The organism is Streptomyces sp. NPDC052079, assembly GCF_040680275.1.
Taxonomy (GTDB): domain Bacteria; phylum Actinomycetota; class Actinomycetes; order Streptomycetales; family Streptomycetaceae; genus Streptomyces.
In genome coordinates this window covers 166,577-192,953 of sequence record NZ_JBFAWL010000005.1, presented here as the reverse complement: position 1 = coordinate 192,953, position 26,377 = coordinate 166,577, and the positions used below count along the sequence as shown (strand labels likewise).

The window sequence follows — 26,377 nt, the reverse complement described above, 5'->3', positions numbered from 1 at the left end:
ATGCGCGTGGGAGTGGCGACGATGAGGCCGGACGACCCGTTCGACGATGCCGAGACGGCCCGGGCCGTCATCGCCGCCGACGGCACGCTCACGCGGTGGAGCGAGGGTGCGCGACGACTGCTGGGCTACCCGGCCGAGGAGGTCGTCGGCCAGCCGGTCACCAAGCTGCTGGCCGACGGGGCGGTCCCGCACCGGCTTCCGGCCACCCGCTGGAGCGGCACCGTCGTACTGCGGCGCAGGGACGGCGGCACGGCCACCGTGTGGGTGCTCGCCCATCACAGACAACCGTCCGGCGACGGCCCCGGCGAATGGCTCGCCGTCACGCCCCTGGAGGGACCGGAGCACGAACTGCCCGACGATCCGCTGGTCAGGGCGGCCGTGTACCAGTCGCCCTGCGCGGCGATGGTCTTCGACGAAGGGCTGCGGCTGCGCGGGGTGAATGACGCCATGGCGCACCTCCTCGGGCTGCCGGCCGGGCATCTGCGCGGCCTCAGGCCCACCGACATCGGCGGCCGGTCACAGCACATCGAACTCGAACGGCATCTGGAGCAGGTGCTGCGCACGGGCCGGCCGCATGAGATGCAGACGTATATGAAGGCCACCAGCGAGACCCGCGCGCACGCCTGGCTGGCCCGGCTCGCGCCGCTCACCGACTCCTCCCGCCGGGTGCGGGGGGTGTGTGTGACCGCCCACGACTTCACCGAGCAGTACCGGGCGCGGGCGCGGTTGCAGCTGGTCAACGAGGCGAGCATCCGCATCGGAAGCACCCTGGACGTCACCCGTACGGCGCAAGAACTGACGGAGGTCTGCGTCCCCGCCCTCGCCGACTTCGTCAGCGTGGATCTGCTGGAGCCGGACGAGCCCGGAGGCGAGCCCGCCGAACCGCTGACCGCACCCGTCTCGCTGCGCCGCGTCGCCCATCTGTCCCGCACCCCGGGCGCCCCCGAAAGGGCGGCGGAGTTGGGTGAGATGGTGGTCTACCCGGCCGCCGCGCCCCATGCCGACTCGCTGATCGCGGGCCACAGCGTCATGGGCTCGGTGTCCTCGGGCGAGCTGGACCCGTGGATGGCCGTGGACGAGACCCGGGCCCGGCGGATCCGGGAACACGGCATCCACTCGATCCTGTCCGTCCCGCTCCAGGCCCGCGGCACCACGCTCGGCGTCGCCGCGTTCACCCGCTTCAGCCACCCCGAGGCGTTCAGCCACGACGACGTGCTGCTCGCCGAGGAGGTCACCGCGCGCGCCGCCGTCTGCATCGACAACGCCCGCCGCTACTCGCGCGAGCGGGAGACCACTCTCGCCCTTCAGCGCAGTCTGCTCCCCCGCACCCTGCCGCGGACGGCCGCCGTGGAGGCCGCCACCCGCTATCTGCCGGCCGCGCGCACCGGTGTGGGCGGCGACTGGTTCGACGTGATCCCGCTGTCCGGGATGCGGGTGGCCATGGTGGTCGGGGATGTGGTGGGGTACGGCATCCAGGCGTCCGCGACCATGGGCCGGCTGCGTACCGCGGTACGCACGCTGGCCGACATCGACCTGGCCCCCGACGAACTCCTCACCCATCTGGACGACCTCGTGCACCATCTGGCGCAGGAGTCGGGCGGCGACCCCGGTGAGGGCGAGGTCGGTGCGACCTGTCTGTACGCGGTGTACGACCCGGTGTCACGACGCTGCACCCTGGCCCGGGCGGGGCACCCCGCGCCGGTCCTGGTGCCGCCGGGCGAGGCGGCACGGCACCTGGAGTTGCCGTCCGGTCCGCCGCTGGGCGTGGGCGGGCTGCCGTTCGAGTCCGCCGAGCTGGAACTGCCGGACGAGGCGCTGCTGGCGCTGTACACCGACGGGCTGGTGGAGTCCAGCGGAGGGGACGCCGAGACCGGTCACGCGCTGCTGCGCGAGGCGCTCTCCCATGCCGCCGGCTCGCTCGACGAGACGTGCGACCGCGTGCTGCGGACGGTTCTGGCGCCGGGCGGCGCGACCGACGACGTGGCCCTGCTGCTGGCCCGCGCCCGTGGGCTGCCGGCCTCTCAGGTCGCCACCTGGGACATCCCCTCCGACCCGGCGCTGGTCGCCCCCATCCGCAAGCAGGTACTCGACCAGCTGGCAGCCTGGGAGCTGACCGAGGTGTCGTTCACCGCGGAGCTGGTGGTGAGCGAACTCGTCACCAATGCCATCCGGTACGGCTTGCCGCCCATCCGGCTGCGGCTGATCCACGACGACTCGACGCTGATCTGCGAGGTCTCCGACGCCAGCCACACGGCCCCGCATCTGCGCCGGGCCAAGACGTGGGACGAGGGCGGTCGCGGCCTGCTGCTGGTCGCCCAGCTCACCCAGCGCTGGGGCAGCCGGCACACGGCCGAGGGCAAGACCATCTGGGCGGAACTGGCCCTGGTGGACGACAGGTGAGACGAGGTGGCCCATGACGAACAGGCGGCGGCACCTGGCCACGTCGGCGGCGGGTGCGCTCGTGGTGTTCGGTGCCCTGGCCTCCTGCGGCACCGGCAGCGGCACGCCGGGGACCTCCGCCCGGGCCTCGGCATCCGCCGCCCCGGCGTCGAGCGCCGTCCCGAGCGAATCGGCGGCCTCCACCGTGGCCCGGACGGACACCGGGCACGCCGACCGTCCCGGAACCCGCTGTCGTACCGCCGAGCTGAGCGCCTCCGTCGGCCGGGTGGACCCGGGGGCGGGGCAGCGTAACTTCCCCGTCGTGCTGACGAACGTCTCGTCGCGCACCTGCACCGTGTACGGCCATCCGGGTGCCGCCTTCGTGGACGCGGCCGGCGAGCAGCTGGGCCCGGACCCGAAGCGCACCCCCGGCGGGGCGGCGACGGTGACGCTGGCACCCGGCGACAGCGCCTGGGCGGGCCTGCGCTACGCGAGCCCCGGGGTCAGCGGCGCACGTACGGCCAGCCCGGCGGCCCTGCTGGTCACACCACCGGATGAACGGGACCCGCTCGAGGTGCCGTGGCGGGCCGGTCCCGTCCCGGTGTCCGGCAATTCCTCCTCGGTGTTCATCACGGTGCTGCGGCCGGGCAGCGGGCCCTGACGCGCGCGGGCGACGGATTGCGCGGTCAGTGACCGGCGACCGGATGCGGTGTGTAGGGCCGCTCGAGTTCCTCGGTCTCCTCGTCGCTCAGTTCCAGTTCGACGGCGGCCACCGCGTCCTCGATGTGCCGGGCCGCGGACGCGCCGACGATGGGCGCGGTGACCGTGTCCCGCTGGAGCAGCCAGGCGAGGGCGATCTGGGCGCGCCGTACCCCGCGCCGCTCCGCGATACGGGCGACGGCCTCGACGATGGCGCGGTCCCCCTCCTGGTACAGGGCGCTGCCGAAGCGGTCGGTGGCGCTGCGCCGGGTGGTGGTGTCCCAGTCCCGGGTGAGCCGGCCCCGGGCGAGCGGGCTCCAGGGCAGTACGCCGACGCCCTGGTCGGCGCAGAGCGGCAGCATCTCTCGCTCCTCCTCGCGGTAGAGGAGGTTGTAGTGGTTCTGCATGGACACGAACCGGGTCCAGCCGCGCAGTTCCGCCGTGTACTGCGCCTTGGAGAACTGCCAGGCGTACATCGAACTGGCCCCGACGTAGCGCACCTTGCCGGCCTTGACGACGTCGTGCAGCGCCTCCATCGTCTCCTCGACCGGGGTGTCCGGGTCCCAGCGGTGGATCTGGTACAGGTCGATGTAGTCGGTGCCCAGACGGGTGAGGCTGTGGTCCAGCTCGGTCATGATCGCCTTGCGGGAGAGTCCGGCGCCGTTGGGTCCGGGCCGCATCCGGCCGTGCACCTTGGTGGCGAGCACGATCTCGTCCCGGCGGGCGAAGTCGCGCAGCGCCCGGCCGACGATCTCCTCGCTGGTGCCGTCGGAGTAGACGTTCGCCGTGTCGAAGAAGGTGATACCCGCCTCCAGCGCCTGCCGGATCAGCGGGCGGGAGGCGTCCTCGTCGAGGGTCCATTCGTGCGTGCCGCGGTCGGGGACGCCGTAGGTCATGCACCCGAGACAGATTCGCGAGACCTCCAGGCCCGTGGAACCGAGCTTCACGTACTGCATCGTTGCCGCTCCTGCCTTCGGGAAGGGTGCTTGCCGTCCTTGCCGTCCTTGCCGCCGGACCTGTCAGGTGGAGCGTACGTCGTCGCGCGCACTCGAGGCCGGGCAGGCGTCACTCCCGCTCCAGCAGCTCCAGCGCCCGCTCCCAGCCGAACTCCGGCCGGGCGCCGTCCGCTTCCGCCTCTCCCGCGTACGGATCGCCGAAGCGCACGCCCATGCCGCGCAGCCGGGTCAGGCTGTCCCGGTAGGCGGGGTGGGCGGCCAGCGCGCCGGCCACGCACGGCAGGACGGCGATCGGGACCCGGAGACCGACGGCCTCGCACAGGGTGCCGAGGGCGAGGGTGTCCGCGATACCGGCCGCCCATTTGTTCACGGTGTTGAAGGTGGCGGGCGCGACCACCACGGCGTCCGGGGCGGGGAAGGGGCGGGGGTCGCCGGGAGCGCGCCAGGCGGACCTGATCGGGCGGCCGGTCTGCGTCTCGACGGCGGCGGCGTCGAAGAAGCCGTGCATGGCGACCGGTGTGGCGATGACGCCGACCTCCCAGTCCCGCTCCTGCGCGCAGGTGATCAGCTTGCTGACGTCCGCGGCGACACCCGCGGCGCAGACCACGACGTAGAGGAAGGGCTTCTCGCTCATCCGGGCAACCCTAGTCACCCCAGGGAAATCCGGTTGCCCGTCCCCAGGGGGACGCCCCAGGATCCTGCCATGACGACCAGTTCACTCCCGATGCCGCTGTCCGCCACCACGTGTGCCGCGGGCCGACAGCAGCAGTCCGGTCCGTGGGAGGGGCCGACGCCGCCGCGGTCATGACGGCCGCGCTGCTCGCGGGGCTGCTCGCCGGTTACGGCATCGCCGTCCCCGTGGGTGCCGTCGGCGCGTACCTGGTCTCCCTCACCGCCCGCACCTCGCTGCGCACCGGGGTCTGCGCGGCTCTCGGCATCGCCACGGCCGACGGACTGTACGCCCTCGCCGCCACCCTGGGCGGCTCGGCCCTGGCTGCGGCCCTGCGGCCGGCCCTGGGTCCGCTGCGCTGGGTCTGTGTGCTGGTGCTGCTGGGGCTGGCGGCCTGGGGCGCGGCCACCGGCGTACGTCAGTACCGGGGCCAGCAGCTCGCCACCCGGCGCGGGGCAGCGCCCCCGAGTCCGGCCCGGGCCTATGGAACGCTGCTGGGGATCACCCTGCTCAATCCCACCACCGTGATCTACTTCGCGGCGCTCGTGCTCGGCTACCGGAGCGGGGAGGCGGCCGGAGTCCCGGAGCGGGCCCTGTTCGTGACGGCGGCCTTCGCCGCCTCCGCGAGCTGGCAGGTGCTGCTGGCCGGGGGCGGTGCCCTGCTGGGGCGGGCCCTTACCGGTCACCGGGGGCGGCTGGTGACCGCGCTGGTGGCGAGCGGCGTGATGACGGCGCTCGCCCTGCGGATGGCGGTGGCGGCCGCCTGAGCCGGGCCGTGTCCGGATGAAATCGGCGTGCGGGGGTGTTGCACGGGATGATCGGCTCGGCCGTGGTCCACGAGTGACGATGGGACGGATGTCATGCCTCTGCAAGGCGAGTACGAACCCAGCCCGACGCAATGGGTGCGCGAACAGGTGGAGCTCTACGAGAGCTCCGGCGGCACCAAGGGGACGACCCTGCAGAACACGGGGCTCCCCGTCATCCTGCTGACCAGCGTGGGCGCGAAGAGCGGCAAGCTGCGCAAGACCCCGCTGATGCGGGTCGAGCACGAGGGGCGTTATGCGGTGGTGGCCTCGCTCGGCGGCGCGCCCACACACCCGGTCTGGTACCACAATCTCAAGGCCGACCCCCGGGTCGAGCTGCAGGACGGCCAGTCGAAGTGGGACATGACGGCCCGTGAGGTCACCGGGGAGGAGAAGGCCGAGTGGTGGGCGCGCGCCGTCGAGGCCTATCCGCCGTACGCCGACTACCAGCGGAAGACGGACCGTGAGGTCCCCGTCTTCGTGCTGGAACGGTCCGAGCACGGCTGACGGACGCGGGGCCCGGCGGGCGGGGTGAACAAATTCTTCCGTTCCGGGCGCATGAAGCTCCGGCCGCCGGGCATCCGTGCCTCAGGCCCCGCCGCGCTCCCCCGTCGCGGCGGGGCTTTCTCTTGCCTCCCGCGCCTCCTTGGAGCCGCGGTCGGTGACATCGAGGAAGACCTGTTCCGCTTCGGGGAACGCGCTGGTGATGGAGCGCTTGATGCGTACGGCGACCTCCTCGACCCGCTCACTGTCCAGTCCGGGCGCCAGATCGACGCGGGCGGCCACCAGCAGGGTGTCCAGGCCGGTCTTCATGGTGAAGAGCGCTTCCACACTGTCGATCTCCGGCTGTGCGCGCAGCAGCTCCCGGATGCGCGCGCTCGCCTCCGGATCGGCGGCCTCGCCGATCAGCTGGTCCCGTGCGTCGCGTCCGAGCCGGTAGGCGACATAGACCAGCAGCACCCCGATGGCGAGCGACGCGGCCGCCTCCCACACCACCTGGCCGGTGACCATGTGCAGCACCATGCCGCCCATGGCCAGGGTCACGCCCACCACCGCCGTGCCGTCCTCGGCGACCACGGTGCGCAGCGCCGGATCCCGCAGCCCGCGGCCCCGGCCGCCCTGCTTGCGCACCTGGTACAGGGCCCGCAGCAGTGAGCCGCCCTCGGCCAGCAGGGCGACGCCGAGCACGATGAGTCCGGCGATGTAGCCGCTCAGATGCTCCTCGCTCCCCTTCCTGAGCGCATCGATGCCCTGGTAGAAGGAGAAACAGCCGCCCATGACGAAGATGCCGACGGCGGCGAGCAGCGACCAGAAGAACCGCTCCTTGCCGTAGCCGAACGGGTGACGGCGGTCCGGCGGGCGCCGGCTGCGCCGGAGCGCCGCCAGCAGGAACACCTCGTTCAGGCTGTCGGCGACCGAGTGCGCCGCCTCCGACAGCAGCGCCGGGGAGGAGGCGGCCAGTCCGCCGACGGCCTTGGCGGCGGCGATCACCAGGTTGGCGGCGAGGGCCACCAGCACGGTGATCCGGGTTCTGCGATCCGATCGAGTACTCACCTGGGCCGATTGCCCCGGTCGGCCCAGGCCATACCGTGCTGTCGGCGGAAAACGGGGAACGCGGTCACAGGGACATCCGAACGGCGACGAGGAGGGCACCATGGGCCGCGACGGCGGGGGCGCCGGCAACAGCGCGTACGGCAGGAAGGCTTTCAAGAGGTCGAGGGCCCATTTCACGGACCGGATCACCGCGGACGGCCGGGACGGCTGGCCGGTGGCGGCCGGGCGCTACCGGCTCGTGGTGAGCCGCGCCTGCCCGTGGGCGAGCCGGGCTCTGGTCTCCCGGCGGCTGCTGGGCCTCGAGGACGCGCTGTCCCTGGCGGTCGCGGACCCCGTTCAGGACGACCGCAGCTGGCGTTTCACCCTGGACCCGGAGGGTCGCGACCCGGTGCTCGGCATCCGGTATCTGAGCGAGGCCTACGACCGGCGGGAGACGGACTATCCGGGCGGGGTGAGTGTGCCGGCGATCGTGGACATACCCAGCGGCAGGCTGGTCACCAACGACTACCAGCAGATCACGCTCGACCTCGCCACCGAGTGGACGTCCCTGCACCGTGAGGGGGCGCCCGATCTGTATCCGCGGGCGCTGCGCGACGAGATCGACACGGTCATGGACGACGTCTTCAGGGACGTCAACAACGGTGTGTACCGGGCGGGTTTCGCCACCGGTCAGGACGAGTACGAGGAGGCGTACGCGGCCCTGTTCCGGCGGCTGGAGCTGCTCGCGCGTCGGCTGGAGGGGCAGCGGTATCTGGTGGGCGACACCATCACCGAGGCGGACATCCGGCTGTTCACCACTCTGGTGCGGTTCGACGCGGTGTACCACGGCCACTTCAAGTGCAACCGGTGGAAGCTGGCGGAGAACGGGGTGCTGTGGGCGTACGCCCGTGACCTGTACCAGACGCCCGGTTTCGGCGACACCGTGGACTTCGACCACATCAAGCGGCACTACTACCGGGTGCACACCGGCATCAACCCGTCGGGCATCGTGCCCGGCGGTCCCGACCTGTCCGGCTGGACCGCGCCCCATCATCGCGAGGAGCTGGGCGGCCGGCCCTTCGGGGACGGCACCCCGCCGAAGCCGGTGGCGGACGGCGAGGAGGTCCCGGCGCGGGGCCGCCCCTGACCGCCCCCGAGGGCCGCCCGGCCCGGCGAACTCCCATCCGACGACAACGACCAAGCCGAATCAGGAGATTCACGTGGCGAAGAAGAGCAAGAACAAGATGCCCCTCGCGTACAAGCCCATCGGTTTCGCGCTCGGCTGGACGAGCGGCACCGTGGCGGGGATGGCCTTCCAGAAGATCTGGAAGGTGATCCGGAACGAGGACGACGCGCCGGACGCGCTGGACAGGGACCGCCGGTGGGGCGAGATCCTGCTGGCCGCGGCCATCCAGGGCGCCATCTTCGCGGTGGTGCGCAGTGCCGTGGACCGGGCCGGCGCCAAGGCTATCGAACGTTCCACGGGCACCTGGCCGGTGCCGGACGGCGGTCGCGACTGACCGGCCGTCAGCCCTGCTTGGGCGCCGTGGGTGTGCCGCGGCGGACGGTGAAGGAGTGGCCCGCCGGGTCGGCGTAGCCGCGTTCCTCGGTGGGTCCCGAGGGGTCGCCCGTCTCCAGCCGGCGGCCCCCGAGGCTCACGATCCGGCGCTCCACCGCGTCGAGATCGTGCACATCGTCCACGACGAACTCCACGTGCGCCTGGAGGGAGTTCTCCGGGCGGGGCCAGCTGGGCACGGTGGCGTTGACGTCACGGCGCAGGGCCAGGCGGAAGCCGTCGGCGGCCCGGATCTCTACCCGGCCGGCGTGAGCGTCGACCTCCTCGGCTCCCAGCAACTCCTTGTAGAATTCGGCGAGTTTCTCGGGCTCGGCACAGTCGAGCACCACCACACCCGTCGTCACCAGTGTCATGTCTCCTCCGCAGGGGTTCGGACGCGGGGCGCTCCCGCACCGCCCTGTACGTGACACCTGTCCCCAGTCGCCGGTTTCAGTCGGCTCCGGCGGGACGGGGCTCAGCAGGGACACGAACGAACTCGGTCGCAATTCGAAGACATATGTCAATCGAACATGCTCAAATTCACTCGACCGAAGGTAACTTGCAGGGAAGGGAACGGTGTTGGGATCCGACCGCTCCCCTCCCTTGAGCACGGAGCAGGCTGGAGGCGATGGCGTCGTGCGGTACGAACCTGCACCGCTGACCCGGCATCTGCGCGTCCGCCAGGAGCGGGGCCATACGGTGCTGGAGTTCCGCGGCGAGATCGACATCGCCGCGGCGGCGGAGATCGTCCCCCATCTGGACATGGCGACCGCCGAGCCGGACGCGAGGGTCGTGATCGATCTGACCCATGTCGACTTCTTCGACTGCTCGGGCCTGCGCCTGCTGTACCGGGCCCGGCACCGGACCGCGGACGGATCCGGCACCCTGCACCTCGTCTGCGCCCACCCGCTCACCCTGCGGATGCTCCGCGTCACCGGCCTGTCCCGGCTGCTGCCCCCGTGGCCGACCCTGGACGCCGCCCTGGAACAGCCCGAGTCCGCCTCCGGCCCGGTCTGACCTCCCCGCCCGCCATCGGCGGTTCCCCCTCCGGGCGCGCCCGCCATGCGCCCCCTCGTGCCTCCGCTGCGGCCGTGCGCCGCCAACTTCCCTGTCTGTTCCGGGAACTGAGGGGCACCCGGACTGCAGGGAAGGAGGGCCGTCGCCATGACGACTCCGGTGAAGGGACGGGCCGGCCGTGTGCCCGGGTGGGTGAAGGTGGTCGGCTCGCTGGTGCTGCTGCTGGCCGTGCTGTTCGCCGGGATCCGGCTGAGCGTGCTGCCGGGCCTGAAGGACCTGTTCGGCACGGAGACCCGGGACCGCTCCGGGCCCGCACTCCTGGAGTCCATCCAGGACATCAGCCGCTACGACGCCGCCTCGGGCAACTTCCAGGTGGTGGTGGACCTGGAGAAGGACGCGAAGTTCCTCCCCGACGCGATCCGCGGCAGCCGCACGCTCTACGTGGGCGCCGGCACCGTGGACGCCTATGTCGACCTCGGCCGGCTGGGCAAGGACGACGTACGGGTCGACGACGACCGCACGTCCGCGACGCTGCGGCTGCCCCACGCGCGCCTGGGCACCCCGGCGCTGGATCCCGACCGCTCCTACGCCGTGTCGAAGCGGCGCGGGCTGCTCGACCGGCTCGGTGACCTGTTCGCCGACAACCCCAACAGCGAACAGGCCGTGCAGAAGCTCGCGGTGCGGCACATCGGCGACGCGGCCAAGGAGAGCGGTCTCGTCGCGCGGGCCGAGACCAACACCACCGAGATGCTCGAAGGCCTGCTGCGCTCGCTGGGGTTCGAGCGGGTGCGGGTCACCTACGGCGACTGATGTCCTTGTCCCGGGGTAACCGCGTCGTGCCGGACGGAAGTTGACGACTGGAGGAGATGAGATGGTCCGCGCCGCCCCGCGTCCGCTGCCTCTGCCCCTGCGGCTGCTGGTGCTGCTGTGCGCCTTCCTCTTCATGGTCGCCTTCGCGGTGATCCTCGCCCGGCTCACCCTGCAGCCCTCCCCCGCCTCGGAGGCGCTGACCCATACGAATCTGCGTCCCGGCCGCTCCCTGAGGGCCTATCTGGACCAGCCCGCGCTGCGCGACGCCGTACGGCAGATCGGCGGCAACATCCTGCTCGGCCTGCCGTTCGGCGTTCTCGCCCCGGTCGTCGCACCGAGCACCCGCGGGTTCCTGCGGGTGCTGACGCTGACGGCCGTGGTGATGCTGCTCGTGGAGTTCGCCCAGGGCTCCCTGGTGACCGGACGCGCCTTCGACATCGACGACGTCATCCTGAACACTTCCGGTGCCCTGATCGGCTACCTACTCCTGGGCCGGCGCCTCAGCAGGGCCGTGCACACACGCAGGCCAAGGTCCTGACCGCCGCCCGCGGCGGGCGGCAGGGCCTGGGCGCGGGCAACGTGCCGGCGCAGTACAGCGGGTGACGCTCGTCCGGGCCGGGTCGGCAGTGCCGGTAGGGGGAGGCTCGGAGACCTACGCACGCCCTACCGGCGGAGTCGTGACCAGGATGAGGGGGATGTCACCGCAGGGTCGCAGCCGCAGCCCGCCGTGTTCGACGCCGTCCGCCGGTCCGGCCAGTACGGCCCCGAAGTCCGGGCCCTTGACGAGAGAACCGGCCAAATAGTCGGCACAGGCCGAGGCAGCGACACGGCCGCGCGCGTTGACGAGGAAGGCAGGGCCGGGCAGCTTCTGCATGACCGGCATCACCGCCGCCTCGAAATGCGAGAGGTACACGTCCGCCGCGGCCACTCCCGTGAAGCGGCCCCCGACCGCCACCGGCACGGACAGGGTGAGGCTGTACTCGTCGGAGCAGAGATAGTCCACGTACGGCCCCGCGACCGCGCGCCGCCCGGTGTCGCGGGCGAGTGTGAACCAGTCCCAGTGGGTGTAGTCGGAGTACGCCGAGTGCTCCGGGTCCAGGTCCAGCACCAGCGGGCGCACGGCACCGCCCGCGCCGATCTGCCACCATTCGAGCCATGCCGATACGTCGGCGAGCAGCCCCGGAGCGGCCACGAAACCGGCGCCGGAGACCAGATCGAGTCGCGTGAGCCGGGTGTGCAGGCCGGGGCGGAGCGCGGCGAGGTCGCCGGTGAGGGGCCGCCGGCCGCTCTCGGTGGCCGAGGCGAGGAGTGCCGCCGCGTCCGTACCGGTCTCGGAGACGGCGTCGAAGACGCCCTCCAGGGTGTCGCGGACGCAGGCTGCCACGTCGGCGGCCGTCACCTCGTCAAGGATGTCGGGTCCGCCGCCTGTGGGACGGGGACTGCTACCCATAGGTGTTCTCCTGGGGATGGGGACCACCAGCGGAGCTGGAGGAGCCGAGGCGGAGTTCGACCAAGCGCGCCATGCACAACTGGACACACCCCTCGGTCTGGGCTCTCGCCTGCTCGTCCGCACCATCTTGCAGTGCGGAGATCACGGTGCGGTGACGATCGCACACGTCCTTGAGATACCCCTCCTGTCCGAGCACGAGAGACAGCAGCGCCCCCACCTCTGTCTGGATGCCGATCTGCTCCCGGGTCAGCCGCGCGGACTGGGCCGCGGCGGCCAGTTCCACGTGAAAGCGCCCGTGCACCCGGCTGCGTGCCGCGCCGTCGGCCGCCTCCGTCAACTGCTCAACAGACCTGCGCAGTGGAAGCAGATCCCCGGGCTCGGTGCGCTGGGCCGCGAGCCGGGCGGCGGCCCCCGAGATGGCGGCCCAGTGGTCGCCGAGGTCACGGAGTTCCTCGGTGCTCCAGCCGACGAGGAGGCTCCGCAGCCGCTCCTCGGCGGGACCTTCGGGAACGGTGACGAAACTCCCTCCGCCCCGCCCCCTGCGGGTGGTGACCAACCCCTGCTGGCGCAGCGCCATCAGTGCTTCACGCAGGGTGACGGTCGAGACGCCGAGCTGTGTCGCGAGGTCGGACTCGCCGGGCAGCTGCTCCCCGTCCGCCAGCAGCCCGAGCTCGATGGCGTCGCCGAGCCGCCGCACCACCGCGTCCACCCGGGCCCGATTGTCGACGGGTGAGAAGACGGCCTGCCGGGCGCCGCCCGGTTCTCGCGTCACGGCAACCACCCCCATGTTCGTTGACTCAAGCTTTACCTTAGCGGGGTCTTGAAACTAGAACTATGACTTCATATGTTTAAGGTCAACGTCCGGCAGCGCCAGAAAGGTTCCCGCCCATGGAAGGGAAAGCCGTCCGACTGCAGAACCTGTGCAAGTCCTTCGGGCAGACGAAGGCGGTAGCCGGAGTCGATCTGGACATCGCGGACGGCGAGTTCTTCTCGATGCTGGGGCCGTCCGGATCAGGCAAGACCACCGTGCTTCGGATGATCGCCGGCTTTGAGCTGCCCACCAGCGGCACCATCGAACTCGCCGGGAGGGACGTGACCCGCCTCGCGCCCTTCGAGCGGGATGTGCACACCGTCTTCCAGGACTACGCGCTCTTCCCGCATATGACGCTCGAACAGAACGTCGCCTACGGTTTGAGGATCCGCAAGGTTCCCAAGGCCGAACGGCTGGCGCGGGCCCGCGAGGCCCTGGCGAGCGTGCGGCTCGAAGGCTTCGGCGACCGCCGGCCGTCCCAGCTCTCCGGAGGCCAGCGGCAGCGCGTGGCGCTGGCCCGGGCCCTGGTCAACACGCCCAGGGTGCTGCTGCTCGACGAGCCGCTGGGCGCCCTCGACCTCAAGCTGCGCGAGCAGATGCAGATCGAGCTCAAGGAGCTGCAGCGCGAGGTCGGCATCACCTTCGTCTTCGTCACCCACGACCAGGACGAGGCGCTGACCATGAGCGACCGCATCGCGGTCTTCAACCAGGGCCGCATCGAGCAGGTCGGCACCCCCGCCGAGATCTACGAACGTCCCGCCACGCCCTTCGTCGCCGGCTTCGTCGGCACCTCCAACCTGCTCACCGGCCAGGCCGCGGAGCGGGTGGTGGGCACGGTCGGCACCTTCAGCATCCGTCCGGAGAAGATCCGCGTGCTGAGGGAGGACCGGGACAGCAGCGAGCCGGGGTGCTCCAGCGCCGTCGGCACCGTCGCTGAGGTCGTCTACCTCGGGGACGCGACTCGTTTCCTCGTGGACCTCGACGCCGGGGGGCGGCTCACCGCCCTCCAGCAGAACCTGGAGACCTCGTCCGAGGACGTCGCGGCCTACCGCGGCTCGCGGGTCAGGCTCCAGTGGCAGCCACGCCACAACGTCCGTGTTCCCGAATCGCAGTGATCGCACCACCCCGCACGTCCTGTCGCCGCCACCTTTCCCCCTATCCCCTGTGGAGCTCTCCGTGCGCATGTCCCGTTCGCTGAAGGCCGCCACCGCGGTCGGCGCCCTCCTCCTCGCCACCGCCTGCGGCTCGTCCGACACGCCCTCGTCAGCCGGCGGCTTCAACCCGCCCGACCTCAACGCGCAGAAGAAGCTCGGCAAGACCGAGGGCAAGGTGAACCTCATAGCCTGGGCCGGCTACGTCGAGGACGGCTCCAACGACCCGAAGGTCGACTGGGTCAGCGACTTCGAGAAGCAGACCGGCTGCCAGGTCAGCACCAAGACCGCGGCCACCTCCGATGAGATGGTCAGCCTGATGAAGTCCGGTCAGTACGACGCGGTCTCGGCCTCCGGCGACGCCTCGTTGCGCCTGATCGCCTCCGGCGACGCCGCGCCCGTCAACACCAAGCTCGTCCCCAACTACAAGGACGTCTTCGCCGGTCTCAAGAACCAGGACTGGAACTCCGTCGACGGTGTCCCGTACGGCATCCCGCACGGCCGCGGCGCCAACCTCCTCATGTACAACACGAAGGAGGTCTCCCCGGCCCCCGACTCCTGGTCCGCCGTCTTCGACAAGGCCTCGGCCCACAAGGGCAAGGTCACCGCGTACGACTCACCGATCTACATCGCGGACGCCGCCCTGTACCTGATGAAGAGCAAGCCGTCGCTGGGCATCAAGAACCCCTACGCCCTGGACGAGAAGCAGTTCGACGCCGCCGTCCAGCTGCTCAAGGAGCAGAACGCCAACATCGGGGAATACTGGGGCGATTACCTCAAGGAGATCTCCGCCTTCAAGAGCGGCAACTCGGTCGTCGGTACTGCCTGGCAGGTGATCGTCAACGCCGCACAGGCGGAGAAGGCCCCGGTCAAGGCGGTGCTGCCGAAGGAGGGCGCGACCGGCTGGTCCGACACCTGGATGATCTCCGCCAAGGCCAAGCACCCCAACTGCGCCTACAAGTGGATGGACTGGATCATCTCTCCCAAGGCGAACGCCCAGGTCGCCGAGTACTTCGGCGAGGCCCCGTCCAACGCCAAGTCCTGTGCCCTGACCTCGGTGAAGGACCACTGCGCCACGTACCACGCGGCCGACGAGCCGTACTGGAAGAAGGTCCACTTCTGGACCACGCCCGTCGCGCAGTGCCTCGACGGCCGCAAGGACACCAAGTGCGTGCCCTACAGCAAGTGGGTCCAGGCATGGACCGAGATCAAGGGCTGAGCATCACATGACGAACACCGTGCCGACCGCCGGATTCGTCCGGCGGTTCGCCGGGACCCTGCACCGCCGTCCCCGGCTGCAACTGTCCCTGCTGCTCTCCGCGCCGCTGGCCTGGCTCGTCCTCGCCTACCTCGGCTCGCTCGCCGCGCTGTTCACATCCGCGTTCTGGACCACGGACAGCTTCACCTCAAGCGTGGTGAAGGTCTGGAACACGGACAACTTCACCGCCCTGTTCACCACCGACGTCTACCGCCAGGTCGCCCTGCGCAGCATCGGCGTCGCCCTCGTGGTCACCGTCCTGTGCGCCGTGATCGCCTTCCCGGTCGCCTTCTACACGGCCCGGATCGCGCGGCCCAGGTGGCGGCCCCTGCTGGTGGTCGCCATCCTCACCCCGCTGTGGGCCGGCTATCTGGTCAAGGCGTACGCCTGGCGGCTCATGCTCGCCGAGGGCGGTCTGCTGGACTGGCTGCTCGCGCCCCTCGGCCTCCACGGACCCGGCTACGGACTGACGGCCACCGTTCTGGTGCTGACCTACCTGTGGCTGCCGTACATGATCCTGCCGATCCACGCCGGGCTCGAACAGCTCCCGGCCAGCCTGCTGGACGCCTCCGCCGACCTCGGCGCCCGCACCGGCCGGACCTTCTGCCTGGTGGTGCTGCCGATGATTCTGCCGTCCATCGCGGCCGGCTCGATCTTCACCTTCTCGCTCAGCCTGGGCGACTACATCGCCGTGCAGATCGTCGGCGGCAAGACCCAGCTGATCGGGAACCTCATCTACTCCAACATCACCCTCGACCTGCCGCTCGCCGCGGCGCTCGGCACCGTACCCGTGGTGATCATCGTGTTCTATCTGCTCGCGGTGCGCCGCACCGGAGCCCTCAGCAGCCTCTGACAGCCTCTGACGGTACGCAAACCGAAGGCCCCTCGATGAATCTCTCCCGCCCCGCGCGTATCACCGTGCGCATCGCCGCCGTGCTCGGCTTCGCGGTCATCTACATCCCGCTGCTGCTGGTCCTGGTCAACTCCCTGAACCCGGACCGCAGCTCGGGCTGGCCGCCGCCCGGACTCACCTTTCACTGGTGGGGCGACGCATGGCGAAGCACCGGTGCCCGCGCCGCACTGTGGACCTCGGTCAAGGCCGGGCTCGGCGCTACCGCGATCGCCTTGGTCCTCGGCACGCTCATCGCCTTCGCCGTCCAGCGCTTCAGGTTCTTCGGCCGGGAGACCATCTCCTTCGTGATCGTCCTGCCGATCGCGCTGCCGGGCATCGTCACCGGCGTCGCGCTCAACACCGCCTTCCGTACGGTCCTCGAACCGCTCGGCGTCGGCCTCGGCATGTTCACGGTCGTCGTCGGTCACGCCACCTTCTGCGTCGTGGTCGTCTTCAACAATGTGGTCGCCCGGCTGCGCCGAACGGCCGGCTCGTACGAGGAAGCCGCCATGGACCTGGGCGCACACACCTTCCGCGCCTTCGTCGACATCACCTTCCCCCTGGTGCGTTCCGCGCTCGTGGCAGGCGGGCTGCTCGCCTTCGCCCTGTCCTTCGACGAGATCGTGGTGACGACCTTCACGGCCGGGCCCGGCGTCCAGACCCTCCCCATCTGGATCTTCTCCAACATGGCCCGGCCCCAGCAGGCGCCCGTGGTCAACGTTGTCGCCGCGGTCCTCGTCCTGCTGTCGGTCATACCGATCTACCTCGCCCAGCGGCTGTCGTCCGACACCGCCTCGGGCAGCAGGACCTGAGGAACCCCCATGGCCCGTGGCTCCCGTGACGCTCCGGACCCGTGGGGTCCCGAGCTGATGCCGCATCCCTACGAGCAGGTTCCGGAGGAGGGACGTCCCGTCAGGGAACCCTCGAGTTCGGCAGGCACCAGCCGGCCGGCCGCGCTGCGAAGCCCAGCCGTGACCTGAGGTTTCCGCTCCGGGCGCTTGGCAAAGTGCCGCCGGAGCTCGGGCTCGGGCGCGAACCCGTAACGGTCGAGGTAGTACGCGATCTGATCAGACCGGACCCGCGTTCCGTCGGTACGAAAGACGGCGGGCACCACTCTGCCGCGTTCGGGTCGACACCATCCGGCTCAGGTGGCACGAGCACGGCGGCGGGCGCATCGCGCTATAGCTCGGCATCCGCCTCGCGGTGGCCGGGACCGCTCACGCTGCGACGCACCGCGCCAGCCGCGTTCATCCTCGACAACCGCCTCCACCGGCTCGGCAGTGCTGCCGGAAAGATGGCACTCGCTCGCGCTGGTCCATCTGCGCAGACACCACCAGGCGACAGCCCGACGCAACGAGCCCACCGGGTAGATCACGAAACCAGACTGGAGTACTAAGACCGCTTCTCCTGTTCCTGGCTGGCCGGAGTGACTTGGTGCGGGGTCCAGGTGTACTTGTCACCGCCCACCCAGCGGACCTCGTCCGGGTCGTCCAGGTCGTGGATCGTGATCCCGAACGCGGCGGCGGCTTCCAGCACGTCGGTGACGGACCTGGCCGCACCGACCACCTGTCCGTCGATCTCCACGATCCGGAACGGCGGATTTCCGGGCTGTACCCCGAGCACCTGGATCCGCGGGTGCGACATGTACGGGCTCGCGCTTTCGGTCATGCATCGAGGGTAGGCCGCAAACGGTGCGAACGCGGGGTCCAGGAGCGCCCTTGTTCAGGGCCGCCGCCAGTCGTCGCTCGTCAGATGCGACCCGGCCTGGGGGCCCATGCGCAGCATGCCGCCGTCCACGACCCAGGAGGCGCCGGTGACGTACGAGGCGTCGGGTCCGGCGAGGAAGGCGATGACCGCGGCGACCTCCCGGGCGTCGCCGGGCCGTCCGAGAGGCACGCCGGGACGGCGCTCGGTGTGCGGGTCGGTGTCCTCCTGACCGGTCATGGGGGTGGCGATCTCGCCGGGGGCGACCGCGTTGACGGTGATGCCGTGCTCGGCGAGTTCCAGCGCCATCACCTGGGTGAGCAGTCCGAGACCGCCCTTGGCGGCACAGTACGGCGCGGCACCCACCCGGGGCTGGTGCTCGTGCACGGACGTCACGTTGACGATGCGGCCCCCGTCGCCCTGGCGGATCATGTGCCGGGCCGCCTTCTGCCCGCACAGGAACGGGCCGATCAGATCGACGTCGAGCACGTCGCGCACCGTCGCCAGGTCCAGCTCGAGGAAGGGCGTCATGGTGCCGGTGCCGGCGTTGTTGACCAGCACGTCGACGCGGCCGAGCCGCTCGTGCAGCTCGTCGACGGCGTCGGCGGCGGCGGGCAGCCGGGTGAGGTCCATGGGCACCGTCTCGGCCCGCCGTCCGTGCGCCCTGATCTCCTCGGCGGTCTCCTCGGCGCCGTCCCGGTCGCCGTGCCAGGTGATGCCCACGTCGAGGCCCGCGGCGGCCAGGCGTACGGCGGTGGCCCGGCCGATGCCGGAGTCGGCGCCGGTGATCACGGCGGCCCTGGTGCCGGGGACGGTGGGGAGCGACATGGAGACCTCCTGGCCGGAACGGGGGTGCGCCACGTCGCAGTACCCCGCGCGCCCGGAGCCAACCTCGCACGTCCGCCGTGCGGTGGTACCCGCCCTGGGGAACCCTGGCGCGAGGAGGTGGCGATGGATCCCGTCGAGGCACTGGACAGGATCGCCTTTCTGCTGGAGCGGTCCCTGGCACCGACGTACCGCGTCCGTGCCTTCCGCGCGGCGGCGCGGACGCTGTCGGGGCTCAGCCCGGAGGAGGTGCGTGAGCGGGCGGCGGCCGGGTCGCTCGAGCGGCTCAACGGGGTCGGGCCGAAGACCGCGCAGGTGGTGCTGGAGGCGCTGGCCGGAGAGGTGCCCGGCTATCTGCGGAAACTGGAGGACGAGGCCGCCGGCGAGCCCGCGGAGCAGGCGGAGCAGGCGGGGCGGGAGCTGCGGGCGCTGCTGCGCGGGGACTGCCATCTGCACTCCGACTGGTCGGACGGCGGCAGCCCGATCGAGGAGATGGGGCGCACCGCCGCACAGCTCGGCCACGAGTGGGCCGCCCTCACGGATCACTCGCCGCGGCTGACCGTGGCACGCGGTCTGTCCGCCGACCGGCTGCGCGAGCAGCTGGACGTGGTCGCGGAGCTCAACGAGACCTGGGCGCCGTTCCGGCTGCTGACCGGCATCGAATGCGACATCCTCGAGGACGGGTCCCTCGATCAGGACCCGGAACTTCTCGGGATGCTGGACGTCGTGGTGGTGTCCGTGCACTCCAAGCTGCGGATGGACGCCCGGTCGATGACGCGTCGCATGGTCGCCGCCGTACGCGACCCGCACTCCGATGTGCTCGGGCACTGCACCGGGCGGCTGCTGACCGGGCGGGGGCGGCCGGAGTCGCAGTTCGACGCGGACGAGGTGTTCGCGGCGTGCCGGGAGACCGGCACCGCCCTGGAGGTCAACAGCCGGCCCGAGCGGCAGGACCCGCCGCGTCGCCTGCTGCGCCGGGCGGTGGAGGCGGGCGTGCTGTTCTCGATCGACACCGACGCGCATGCGCCGGGCCAGCTGGACTGGCAGATCCTCGGGTGTGCCCGGGCGCAGGAGTGCGGAGTGCCGCCCGAGCGGGTGGTCACCACCTGGTCCATGGACGAGCTGCTGGCGTGGACCCGGGAGCGGAAGGTGCCCTCCGGAGTGCCGGGCGGCTGACGTGGTACCCGTACCGCCCGCGAGGAGAGGAAGGGACCGCGCATGGAACGGGCGGCCGTGTTCGATGTCGACGGCACGCTGGTCGACACCAACCATCTGCATGTGACGGCCTGGTGGGAGGCCTTCCGGCAGGCGGGTCACCGGGTGCCGATGCACGCCGTCCACCGGGCCCTGGGGCTGCCGTCCTCCGATCTGGTCGCGCATCTGCTGGGTGAGGACCGGGACACCGGCCGCGACGAGGAGCTGAGCGCCGCCCACAAGGCGCTCTACGGGCAGTACTTCGGCCGGCTGTCCGCGCTGCCGGACGCCGGGCGGCTGCTGAAGCGGCTGAACCGGGACGGCTGGACGGTGGTGCTGGCCACCTCCGCGGGCGCTGCCGAGCTGAGCGCGTTGCGCCGGGCGCTCGACGCCGATGAGGCGATCGGCGCCATGTCGAGCGCCGAGGACGTGACGGAGGGCAAGCCCGCGCCGGAGCCCGTCGAGCACGCTCTGGAGCTGGCCGGGGTGCCGGCGGAGCGGGCCGTCTTCGTCGGGGACACGGTGTGGGACATGCGGGCGGGCAGCCGCGCGGGGGTGCGGTGCGTGGGCGTGCTGTGCGGCGGCATTCCGCGCGCCGATCTGGAGGAGGCCGGCGCGGAAGCGGTGTACGACGACCCGGCCCATCTGCTGGCGTCCCTGTCGGACGGGCCGTTCGCATGACGAACCGGTGGCATGATCCCCGGCCCGACCGGGATACTCGCGGCTGATGGCATCACTGGGACAGGAGACATGGCAGGGGAAGACCGTCGGACGGGGGTCCGCGGTCACACGGGCGGCGGCCGCGGTGCGGCGCGACCTGGAGTCCGTCGCCGAGGCGGCACGCGCCGCGTGGCGGGGACCGGGCCGGGAGCGGGACCTGCTCGTCCAGTCGCTCAAGGCGGCCGCCGCGGCGCTGCTGGCCTGGGTGGTGGCGCGGGTGTGGATCGGCGACCCGATGGCCCTGATGGCGCCGTGGGTGGCGCTGGTGCTGGTGCAGGCCACCGTCTACAGCTCGCTGGTCCAGGCCGCCCGGCAGTTCGCCGCGATCTGCATCGGGGCCCTGGTGGCGTCGGGCGCGCAGGCGGTCACCGATGACACGACGGGGGCCCTCGCGCTGTCGGTGCCGGTGCTGATACTGCTGTCGAACTGGCCGCGCTTCGGCGACCAGGGCATCTACGCGGCCACCACGGCGGTGTTCGTCATCGCCACGGGAACGGTGAGCGCGACCGCCGTCGGACACCGGCTGGCACAGGCGGCGCTGGGCGCGGTCATCGGTGTCGCCGTCAACGCGCTCGTGCTGCCGCCGGTCCATCTGCGGGACGTACGGGAGAACCTGGCGGCCCTCGCCCGGGAGGCGGGTGACGTGCTGCACATGGTCGCCGGGGATCTGCGCAAGGGGGAGTGGGACGGGCAGACGGCCCTCGGCTGGGTCAGGGCCTCCTCGCGGCTCCATGGCCGTCTGGACGCGTTGCGCTCGGCGCGCGGGTGGAGCAGGGAGAGCCTGCGGCTGACCTCGGGCATCCTGCGTACCGTGAGCCGGGTGCCGACCAAGGCCCTGCCGCCGGAGGAGGAGGACGAACGGTTCAGCCGTGTCACCGGCCATGTGACGACGCTGACCCGCACGCTGGCGGTGGCCGCGGACGAGGGGCGGACGCCCGCCGCGCCGGACGCTGCGGCGCTGGGCCGCTACGGGGAGCTGCTGGAGCTGATCGGTGCCAGCTGCCGGGCGCAGGCCGACCGGCTGGTGTCCCCCGGTGCGCAGGAGGACCCGCTGCTGGACGAGCGGACCGAGGCGGTGATGCGGGAGCTGCACGAGCGGCTCCAGGAAGGGCTGCGGGAGCACGCCGGGCACGGCGCCGGGCGGACGGCCGTGCTCGGCGCGCTGCTGCTCCAGGCAGAGAACATCTGGGCCGAGCTGGACGGCAGGGAGCGGGGCCGGTGACGTACCTCACGCCCGCGGGTGGCCGGAAGCGGAACATCCGGATGTGGTTGGCCGTTGAACAGACCGTGGGTGCGGACGGGACAGTGTCCCCGGGCCTCACCATTTGCCCACAGGGACGATCGTTCGGCTGAAGCCCTGTGGAGCCTTTCGCCGAGAGGCGACCGCCGTTCGCGCCCACCCTTTGTCCGCCCCGACCGTGATTCCCCCGTCACGGTCGGGGCTCTTTTTTGTGCGTTCTTTGTGCGGCCCCGGCGTCCCCGGCCGTGCGGGCGTGACGCATTCACGCGAGGGGTACTCGGCCGGCTCCGCGGAGCGTACGGCCGAGAGGAGCGCGTGGTGAGCAGCGGAACGGGCAGGAAGGTCGTCGTCACCGGCGCGACCGGCAATGTCGGAACCAGCCTGGTGCGGATCCTCTCGGAGGAGCCGGAGATCGCGTCCGTACGGGGTCTGGCCCGGCGGATGCCCGAGTGGTCGCCGCCGAAGACGGAATGGTCGGCCGTGGATGTGGCCTCGGACCAGTTCGATCTCGTCGAGGAGTTCGCCGGTGCCGACGCGGTCGTCCATCTGGCCTGGGCGTTCCAGCCGACCCATGATCCGGTGGCCACCTGGCGCACCAATGTGCTCGGCAGCCTGCGGGTGTTCGACGCGGTGGCCGAGGCGGGGGTGCCGGCCCTGGTGCACGCCTCGTCGGTCGGGGCGTACTCGCCGGGGCCGAAGGACCGGGCGGTGGACGAGTCGTGGCCGACGCACGGCTGGCCGGACGCCGCCTACTGCCGGGAGAAGTCCTATCTGGAACGGGTCCTGGACACGTTCGAGCGGGATCACCCGGGCACCCGGGTGGTCCGTATGCGGCCCGCGTTCCTCTTCAAGCGGGAGTCGGCGAGCGAGCAGCGCCGCATCTTCGGCGGGCGTTTCCTGCCGGGACCGCTGGCGCGGCCCGATCTGCTGCCCTTCCTTCCCGACATCCCGGGTCTGCGGGTGCAGGCGCTGCACACCGATGACGCGGCCCAGGCGTACCGGCTGGCCGTGCTGTCCGCCGAGGCGCGGGGTGCGTTCAACCTCGCGGCCGAACCGGCGGTCGACGCTGATCTGCTCGGGGAGATGCTGGGCACCCGCCGGGTGCGGCTGCCGCGCACCGCGGCCCGCTCGGCGATCGCCGCCGCCTGGGGGCTGCGGCTGCTGCCCGCCTCCCCGCATCTTTTTGACGCCGTGCTGCGGCTGCCGCTGATGGACTGCACGCGGGCGCGCGTGGAACTCGGCTGGCGGCCGGTGCACACGGCGACGCAGGCGGTGGAGGAGTTTCTGCTGGGTGTGCGGCAGGGCGCCGGGGAGGAGACGGAGCCGATGCGGGGGCGGAAGGTGGGCTGAGCAGCGGGTTTCGGCGGTCCGCGCGGAGGTACCCGCGAGGGCTCGCACACGGATGAAGGGAGAGGGCCGTGACCGACCGTCGTCTTGAAGGCCCCGGTGAGAACGGCGCCGGCGTCCCCCGCGACCTGCCCGATCAGCAGGCCGGTCCCGGTGAGGACCCCTGGGAGGTCGCGCCCGCCGCCGCGGAACGGGAGAGCCAGGAGAGCGAGAAGAGCGAGAAGACGGACGGGGAGCCGGAGTCCGGCGAGTCCGGGCCCGACGTGCCGGACACCGACGAGGCCGGCACCGGACGTCAGGGCGCCCCGCACTCGGCATCCCCCAACCCCGACCACCCCGTCCCGGACGAACCCTCCGCTTAGGGCCTGTCCGGCGGATCGAGTCGGGGGAAAGGGGCGGCGCCGTGCAACGCAGGTGAGCGAGGTCTGGTGCGTCCAGCTGCAGGGCGGAGGAGGGAGTCGACGCGATGGGGAGTCGACGACCGACGACAACCCCGCAGATGGGCATGCCAGACCCCGCGTCCCCGCCATGATCCGGCGGACAGGCCCTAAAGCTCCGCGCTCCCAGGTCAACGCGGGGCGCGGGCGCGCAGAGCCGTGTGCCAGGCCGGGGGTGGGGATCCGGGGTGCGGGTCGGGGCGGCGGCCGCCGCGGGTGAAGAAGCCGGAGCCGAAGAGCACCACGAGGGCGTTGCGGGCGCCGCGTCCGGCGCCGAACCACATCTCGGCCTGGCCCAGGGTCTTGGCACCGTTGTCGATGAAGTACGGCACGGTGCCGGGCAGCGGGGAGCCGGTGTGCAGCAGCGTCTCCAGGGGGACCGTGTCCCAGCCGATGGTCTGCCCGTGTACGACGGCACCCCGGTCGGGGGTGCGCTCGACGATGCCGGGGACGCCGATGCCGACGCCCAGGAGCCGCTCGGGGGCGGGTCCCGCGGCGCCGAGCACCTCGTCGATGCCGGAGCGGATGTGGTCGACGATGACCTCGACTTCGTAGCGCTGCTGCTCCAGCGGACGTTCCGCGCGGGCGAGCTCGGTGAGGGTCAGGTCGAACAGTTCGATGCGTACCCGGGTCTCGCCCACGTCGACGCCGATCATGTGGCCGCTGAGCGGCGCCACCCGCAGCAAGGTGCGCGGCCGGCCACCGTCGGAGTCGACACTGCCGGCCTCCTCGACGAGCCCGTCGGCGACCAGGTCGGCGACGACATTGCTCACGGATCCGGAGCTGAGCCCGGTCGCGGGCCCGAGCTCGAAGCGGCTCAGCGGGCCGTCGAAGTACAGCCGGTGCAGCACGGCCGTGCGGTTGGCCCGTCTGAGGTCGCGCACCGTGCGCCCGTTCCGCCCCGCCATGTGGGCTCCTTCCAAGACCTTCCACGACCCTGCCCGACCTGCAACATACCGCCGGGGAAATTCGGTGGCTTCCCGGACCGCCCGGTACTTACGCTGGGAAAACAGGAACCTACACCGTTTAGGTTTCGGAGGAGCACGCGTACGCGTGCACGGCACACGCACAGAGACCGCCAGGAGACGGCCCCCATGAGAGCGCTCACCGAGCAGGACATCCGCACCTCGTTCATCAACTGTTCCAAGGGGGAGGCCAAGCGGCTCGCCGTGCCCCGGGACCTGGACGAACGGCCCTGGGGCGACCTCGATTTCCTGGGCTGGCGGGATCCCGGCGCACCCGACCGCAGCTATCTCGTCACCGAGCGCCAGGACCGTCTCGTCGGTGTGGCCATGCGGTTCCAGCCCGCCCGGCGCGGCTTCCTGCACCGCAGCATGTGCTCCCTGTGCCTGACAACCCATCCGCGCGGCGGTGTCTCCCTGATGACGGCGCGCAAGGCGGGTGCCGCCGGCCGGGAGGGCAACTCGGTCGGCGCCTACATCTGCATTGACCTCGCCTGTTCCCTGTATCTGCGCGGTCTGAAGGAAACGGAGACCGGACCCCGCTTCGAGGAGAGCCTCACCCTGGAGGAGCAGATCGACCGCACGCGCGGGAACCTGTTCGCCTTTCTCGACAAGCTGTAGGCCCTGCCCGCTTGTCCCCCGAGGGGCTCCCGTCGCGCCTGAACACGTTCGATGCGTCCGGGGACGGGGAACCGTCCGAGGATGCAAGTGGTACGTGAGATGACCGCCCCGGCCGTTCGCTTCGTCAAGCGGCACCGGGACCCGGTGACCGTGCAGACCGTCCGGTCGGCGGCCGCCGCGACGGTCGCCTACGTCATCGCGGTGCGTCTGAGTCCGGAGGCCGCGCCGCTCACTGCCCCGCTGACCGCGCTGCTCGTCGTCCAGGTCACCCTGTACTCCACCCTGACCACCGGGATACGCCGGGTGAACTCCGTGGTGACCGGGGTGGTCCTGGCCATTCTCTTCAGCCTGCTGGTGGGTCTGACCTGGTGGAGTCTGGGTCTGCTCATCCTGGCGTCGCTGATCGTCGGCCATTTCGTGCGGGTGGACGAGTTCGTCCCCGAAGTGGCGATCAGCGCGATGCTGGTGCTGGGCGTGACCACCCCCGGGGACACCGCCTGGGCCCGGATCGTGGAAACGCTCATCGGAGCGGTCGTCGGCATGGCGTTCAACCTGCTGCTGGCGCCGCCGGTGTGGGTGGAGGAGGCCGGCGAGTCGATCGAGGGGCTGGCGCGGCGGGTGCGGCAGCTGATGCTGCGGATCGGTGAGGAGGCGGCGGAGGGCCCGCCCTCCGAGCGCGCGGTGGCCCGGCTGTACGAGGCGCGCCGGCTGGACCACGACATCTACCAGGTGGACGCGGACCTCCGGCAGGCCGAGGACAGTCTGCGGCTCAACCCCCGGGTGCGTGAGGGGCTGCTGCACCGCATCGTGCTGCGCACCGGCCTGGACACGCTGGAGATCTGCACGGTGGTGCTGCGGGTGCTGGCACGCACCCTGACCGACCTGGCCAAGGAGCGCGGGCCCGGCCGGCTGTTCGAGCCCGAGACGGCGGCGGTGTTCCAGCGGTTGCTGTCCGAGATCGCGGACGCCGTGGTCAGCTTCGCGGTGCTGGTGACCACGAGCGTCAGCGCGAACGCCGAGTCGGCGGAGGAGCGGCTCTCCTCCGAGTTGCGGCAGGCGGCGGCCACCCGCGACAAGCTGGCCGAGCTGCTCTACCAGGAGATCCAGCGCGACCCCCGCCAGTGGCAGCTGCTGGGGGCGGTGCTGACCGAGGTCAACCGCATCCTCGACGAGTTGGACACCGAGCACCGCACACGCCGGCTGTTCGAGGAACTGGACCGGCACACGCGGGAGCAGCGCGAGCGGCTGCCGCGTCTCACCCGGATGCGGGAGCGGCTGGCCGTGCCGGAGCGCCTGCGCCGGAAACGTCCCGATGCCTCCCAGCGCTCGCAGTGACACGGGCA

28 protein-coding genes and 1 pseudogene are annotated in these 26,377 nt (G+C 71.5%); 20 read left to right on the top strand and 9 right to left on the bottom strand.

What is annotated here, in order from left to right:
* Positions 1–21: 21 nt before the first annotated feature.
* Entirely contained in the window at positions 22–2,400 is a 2,379-nt protein-coding gene (locus AB0L56_RS11740) for a SpoIIE family protein phosphatase (RefSeq protein ID WP_361025817.1), read from the top strand.
* 13 nt (positions 2,401–2,413) lie between these two features.
* Complete coding sequence (locus tag AB0L56_RS11735) at positions 2,414–3,040, top strand: DUF4232 domain-containing protein (protein WP_365421824.1); 627 nt, start codon at positions 2,414–2,416, stop codon at positions 3,038–3,040.
* A gap of 25 nt (positions 3,041–3,065) precedes the next feature.
* Here the strand turns inward: AB0L56_RS11735 and AB0L56_RS11730 are convergent, their stop codons facing one another.
* Both AB0L56_RS11730 and AB0L56_RS11725 read right to left on the bottom strand, forming a co-directional pair.
* A complete protein-coding gene (locus tag AB0L56_RS11730) occupies positions 3,066–4,034 on the bottom strand; it encodes an aldo/keto reductase (RefSeq protein ID WP_365421821.1) in 969 nt (322 codons plus the stop codon).
* A 109-nt stretch (positions 4,035–4,143) separates the two neighbouring features.
* Positions 4,144–4,668: a flavoprotein gene (locus AB0L56_RS11725; RefSeq protein WP_365421818.1), complete on the bottom strand. Its 525-nt coding sequence runs from the start codon at positions 4,666–4,668 to the stop codon at positions 4,144–4,146.
* Between the two features lie 170 nt (positions 4,669–4,838).
* On the opposite strand from AB0L56_RS11725, the gene AB0L56_RS11720 reads away from it, so the two are divergent.
* Positions 4,839–5,471 (top strand): LysE family transporter, encoded by a 633-nt coding sequence (locus tag AB0L56_RS11720; RefSeq protein WP_365422097.1) that lies wholly within the window; start codon positions 4,839–4,841, stop codon positions 5,469–5,471.
* Positions 5,472–5,564: 93 nt separating this feature from the next.
* A complete protein-coding gene (locus AB0L56_RS11715) occupies positions 5,565–6,014 on the top strand; it encodes a nitroreductase family deazaflavin-dependent oxidoreductase (protein WP_365421816.1) in 450 nt (149 codons plus the stop codon).
* 81 nt (positions 6,015–6,095) lie between these two features.
* Here AB0L56_RS11715 and AB0L56_RS11710 read toward each other — a convergent pair whose 3' ends face one another.
* The gene (locus AB0L56_RS11710; protein ID WP_365422094.1) at positions 6,096–7,025 is read right to left on the bottom strand and encodes a cation diffusion facilitator family transporter; all 930 of its coding nucleotides are present in this window, start codon (positions 7,023–7,025) and stop codon (positions 6,096–6,098) included.
* 136 nt (positions 7,026–7,161) lie between these two features.
* Here AB0L56_RS11710 and AB0L56_RS11705 point away from each other — a divergent pair, with 136 nt between their 5' ends.
* Positions 7,162–8,187 carry a glutathione S-transferase C-terminal domain-containing protein gene (locus AB0L56_RS11705; protein WP_365421813.1) on the top strand — a complete coding sequence of 342 codons (1,026 nt, stop codon included), beginning with the start codon at positions 7,162–7,164 and terminating at the stop codon, positions 8,185–8,187.
* Between the two features lie 97 nt (positions 8,188–8,284).
* Complete coding sequence (locus AB0L56_RS11700) at positions 8,285–8,560, top strand: DUF4235 domain-containing protein (RefSeq protein ID WP_361025808.1); 276 nt, start codon at positions 8,285–8,287, stop codon at positions 8,558–8,560.
* A 7-nt stretch (positions 8,561–8,567) separates the two neighbouring features.
* Here the strand turns inward: AB0L56_RS11700 and AB0L56_RS11695 are convergent, their stop codons facing one another.
* Positions 8,568–8,969: a VOC family protein gene (locus AB0L56_RS11695; protein WP_365421810.1), complete on the bottom strand. Its 402-nt coding sequence runs from the start codon at positions 8,967–8,969 to the stop codon at positions 8,568–8,570.
* Positions 8,970–9,231: 262 nt separating this feature from the next.
* Between AB0L56_RS11695 and AB0L56_RS11690 the strand changes: the two genes are divergently transcribed.
* From AB0L56_RS11690 to AB0L56_RS11680, 3 genes are all read left to right on the top strand, one after another.
* On the top strand, positions 9,232–9,612 hold the full coding sequence (locus tag AB0L56_RS11690; RefSeq protein WP_365421807.1) for an anti-sigma factor antagonist: 381 nt from the start codon (positions 9,232–9,234) through the stop codon (positions 9,610–9,612).
* A 147-nt stretch (positions 9,613–9,759) separates the two neighbouring features.
* Entirely contained in the window at positions 9,760–10,422 is a 663-nt protein-coding gene (locus AB0L56_RS11685) for a DUF4230 domain-containing protein (RefSeq protein WP_365421804.1), read from the top strand.
* 61 nt (positions 10,423–10,483) lie between these two features.
* Entirely contained in the window at positions 10,484–10,960 is a 477-nt protein-coding gene (locus AB0L56_RS11680; RefSeq protein WP_365421801.1) for a VanZ family protein, read from the top strand.
* Positions 10,961–11,074: 114 nt separating this feature from the next.
* Here AB0L56_RS11680 and AB0L56_RS11675 read toward each other — a convergent pair whose 3' ends face one another.
* Together AB0L56_RS11675 and AB0L56_RS11670 are read right to left on the bottom strand one after the other, a co-directional pair.
* Entirely contained in the window at positions 11,075–11,872 is a 798-nt protein-coding gene (locus AB0L56_RS11675; RefSeq protein ID WP_365421798.1) for a hypothetical protein, read from the bottom strand.
* The gene (locus AB0L56_RS11670; protein ID WP_365421795.1) at positions 11,865–12,659 is read right to left on the bottom strand and encodes a GntR family transcriptional regulator; all 795 of its coding nucleotides are present in this window, start codon (positions 12,657–12,659) and stop codon (positions 11,865–11,867) included. The genes AB0L56_RS11675 and AB0L56_RS11670 overlap by 8 nt, the downstream gene beginning before the upstream one ends.
* A gap of 101 nt (positions 12,660–12,760) precedes the next feature.
* Here AB0L56_RS11670 and AB0L56_RS11665 point away from each other — a divergent pair, with 101 nt between their 5' ends.
* The 4 genes from AB0L56_RS11665 (at position 12,761) to AB0L56_RS11650 (ending at position 16,796) form a co-directional block, all read left to right on the top strand.
* Positions 12,761–13,798 carry an ABC transporter ATP-binding protein gene (locus AB0L56_RS11665; protein WP_365421792.1) on the top strand — a complete coding sequence of 346 codons (1,038 nt, stop codon included), beginning with the start codon at positions 12,761–12,763 and terminating at the stop codon, positions 13,796–13,798.
* A gap of 61 nt (positions 13,799–13,859) precedes the next feature.
* The gene (locus tag AB0L56_RS11660; protein ID WP_365421789.1) at positions 13,860–15,053 is read left to right on the top strand and encodes an ABC transporter substrate-binding protein; all 1,194 of its coding nucleotides are present in this window, start codon (positions 13,860–13,862) and stop codon (positions 15,051–15,053) included.
* A gap of 7 nt (positions 15,054–15,060) precedes the next feature.
* Positions 15,061–15,945 carry an ABC transporter permease gene (locus AB0L56_RS11655; protein WP_361025177.1) on the top strand — a complete coding sequence of 295 codons (885 nt, stop codon included), beginning with the start codon at positions 15,061–15,063 and terminating at the stop codon, positions 15,943–15,945.
* A gap of 35 nt (positions 15,946–15,980) precedes the next feature.
* Positions 15,981–16,796 carry an ABC transporter permease gene (locus AB0L56_RS11650; RefSeq protein ID WP_361025174.1) on the top strand — a complete coding sequence of 272 codons (816 nt, stop codon included), beginning with the start codon at positions 15,981–15,983 and terminating at the stop codon, positions 16,794–16,796.
* Between the two features lie 580 nt (positions 16,797–17,376).
* Here the strand turns inward: AB0L56_RS11650 and AB0L56_RS11645 are convergent.
* Entirely contained in the window at positions 17,377–17,652 is a 276-nt protein-coding gene (locus AB0L56_RS11645) for a hypothetical protein (RefSeq protein WP_365421785.1), read from the bottom strand.
* A gap of 54 nt (positions 17,653–17,706) precedes the next feature.
* Complete coding sequence (locus tag AB0L56_RS11640) at positions 17,707–18,516, bottom strand: SDR family oxidoreductase (protein ID WP_361025169.1); 810 nt, start codon at positions 18,514–18,516, stop codon at positions 17,707–17,709.
* A 123-nt stretch (positions 18,517–18,639) separates the two neighbouring features.
* Between AB0L56_RS11640 and AB0L56_RS11635 the strand changes: the two genes are divergently transcribed.
* From AB0L56_RS11635 to AB0L56_RS11615, 5 genes are all read left to right on the top strand, one after another.
* Positions 18,640–19,689, top strand: coding sequence for a PHP domain-containing protein (locus AB0L56_RS11635; RefSeq protein WP_365421782.1), 1,050 nt, complete (start codon positions 18,640–18,642; stop codon positions 19,687–19,689).
* A gap of 42 nt (positions 19,690–19,731) precedes the next feature.
* Positions 19,732–20,388 carry an HAD family hydrolase gene (locus AB0L56_RS11630; RefSeq protein ID WP_361025163.1) on the top strand — a complete coding sequence of 219 codons (657 nt, stop codon included), beginning with the start codon at positions 19,732–19,734 and terminating at the stop codon, positions 20,386–20,388.
* A gap of 46 nt (positions 20,389–20,434) precedes the next feature.
* Positions 20,435–21,649: an aromatic acid exporter family protein gene (locus AB0L56_RS11625; protein ID WP_365421779.1), complete on the top strand. Its 1,215-nt coding sequence runs from the start codon at positions 20,435–20,437 to the stop codon at positions 21,647–21,649.
* 336 nt (positions 21,650–21,985) lie between these two features.
* Positions 21,986–23,017 (top strand): SDR family oxidoreductase, encoded by a 1,032-nt coding sequence (locus tag AB0L56_RS11620; RefSeq protein ID WP_365421776.1) that lies wholly within the window; start codon positions 21,986–21,988, stop codon positions 23,015–23,017.
* A gap of 68 nt (positions 23,018–23,085) precedes the next feature.
* Positions 23,086–23,376, top strand: a complete 291-nt coding sequence (locus AB0L56_RS11615; RefSeq protein ID WP_365421774.1) for a hypothetical protein — start codon at positions 23,086–23,088, stop codon at positions 23,374–23,376.
* 299 nt (positions 23,377–23,675) lie between these two features.
* Here AB0L56_RS11615 and AB0L56_RS11610 read toward each other — a convergent pair.
* Positions 23,676–24,359: pseudogene (locus tag AB0L56_RS11610) on the bottom strand (ROK family transcriptional regulator); the annotation flags it as partial.
* Positions 24,360–24,545: 186 nt separating this feature from the next.
* Here AB0L56_RS11610 and AB0L56_RS11605 point away from each other — a divergent pair.
* Both AB0L56_RS11605 and AB0L56_RS11600 read left to right on the top strand, forming a co-directional pair.
* On the top strand, positions 24,546–25,034 hold the full coding sequence (locus tag AB0L56_RS11605) for an FBP domain-containing protein (protein ID WP_365421771.1): 489 nt from the start codon (positions 24,546–24,548) through the stop codon (positions 25,032–25,034).
* A gap of 81 nt (positions 25,035–25,115) precedes the next feature.
* The gene (locus tag AB0L56_RS11600) at positions 25,116–26,369 is read left to right on the top strand and encodes an aromatic acid exporter family protein (RefSeq protein ID WP_365421768.1); all 1,254 of its coding nucleotides are present in this window, start codon (positions 25,116–25,118) and stop codon (positions 26,367–26,369) included.
* The last annotated feature ends 8 nt before the right edge of the window (positions 26,370–26,377 follow it).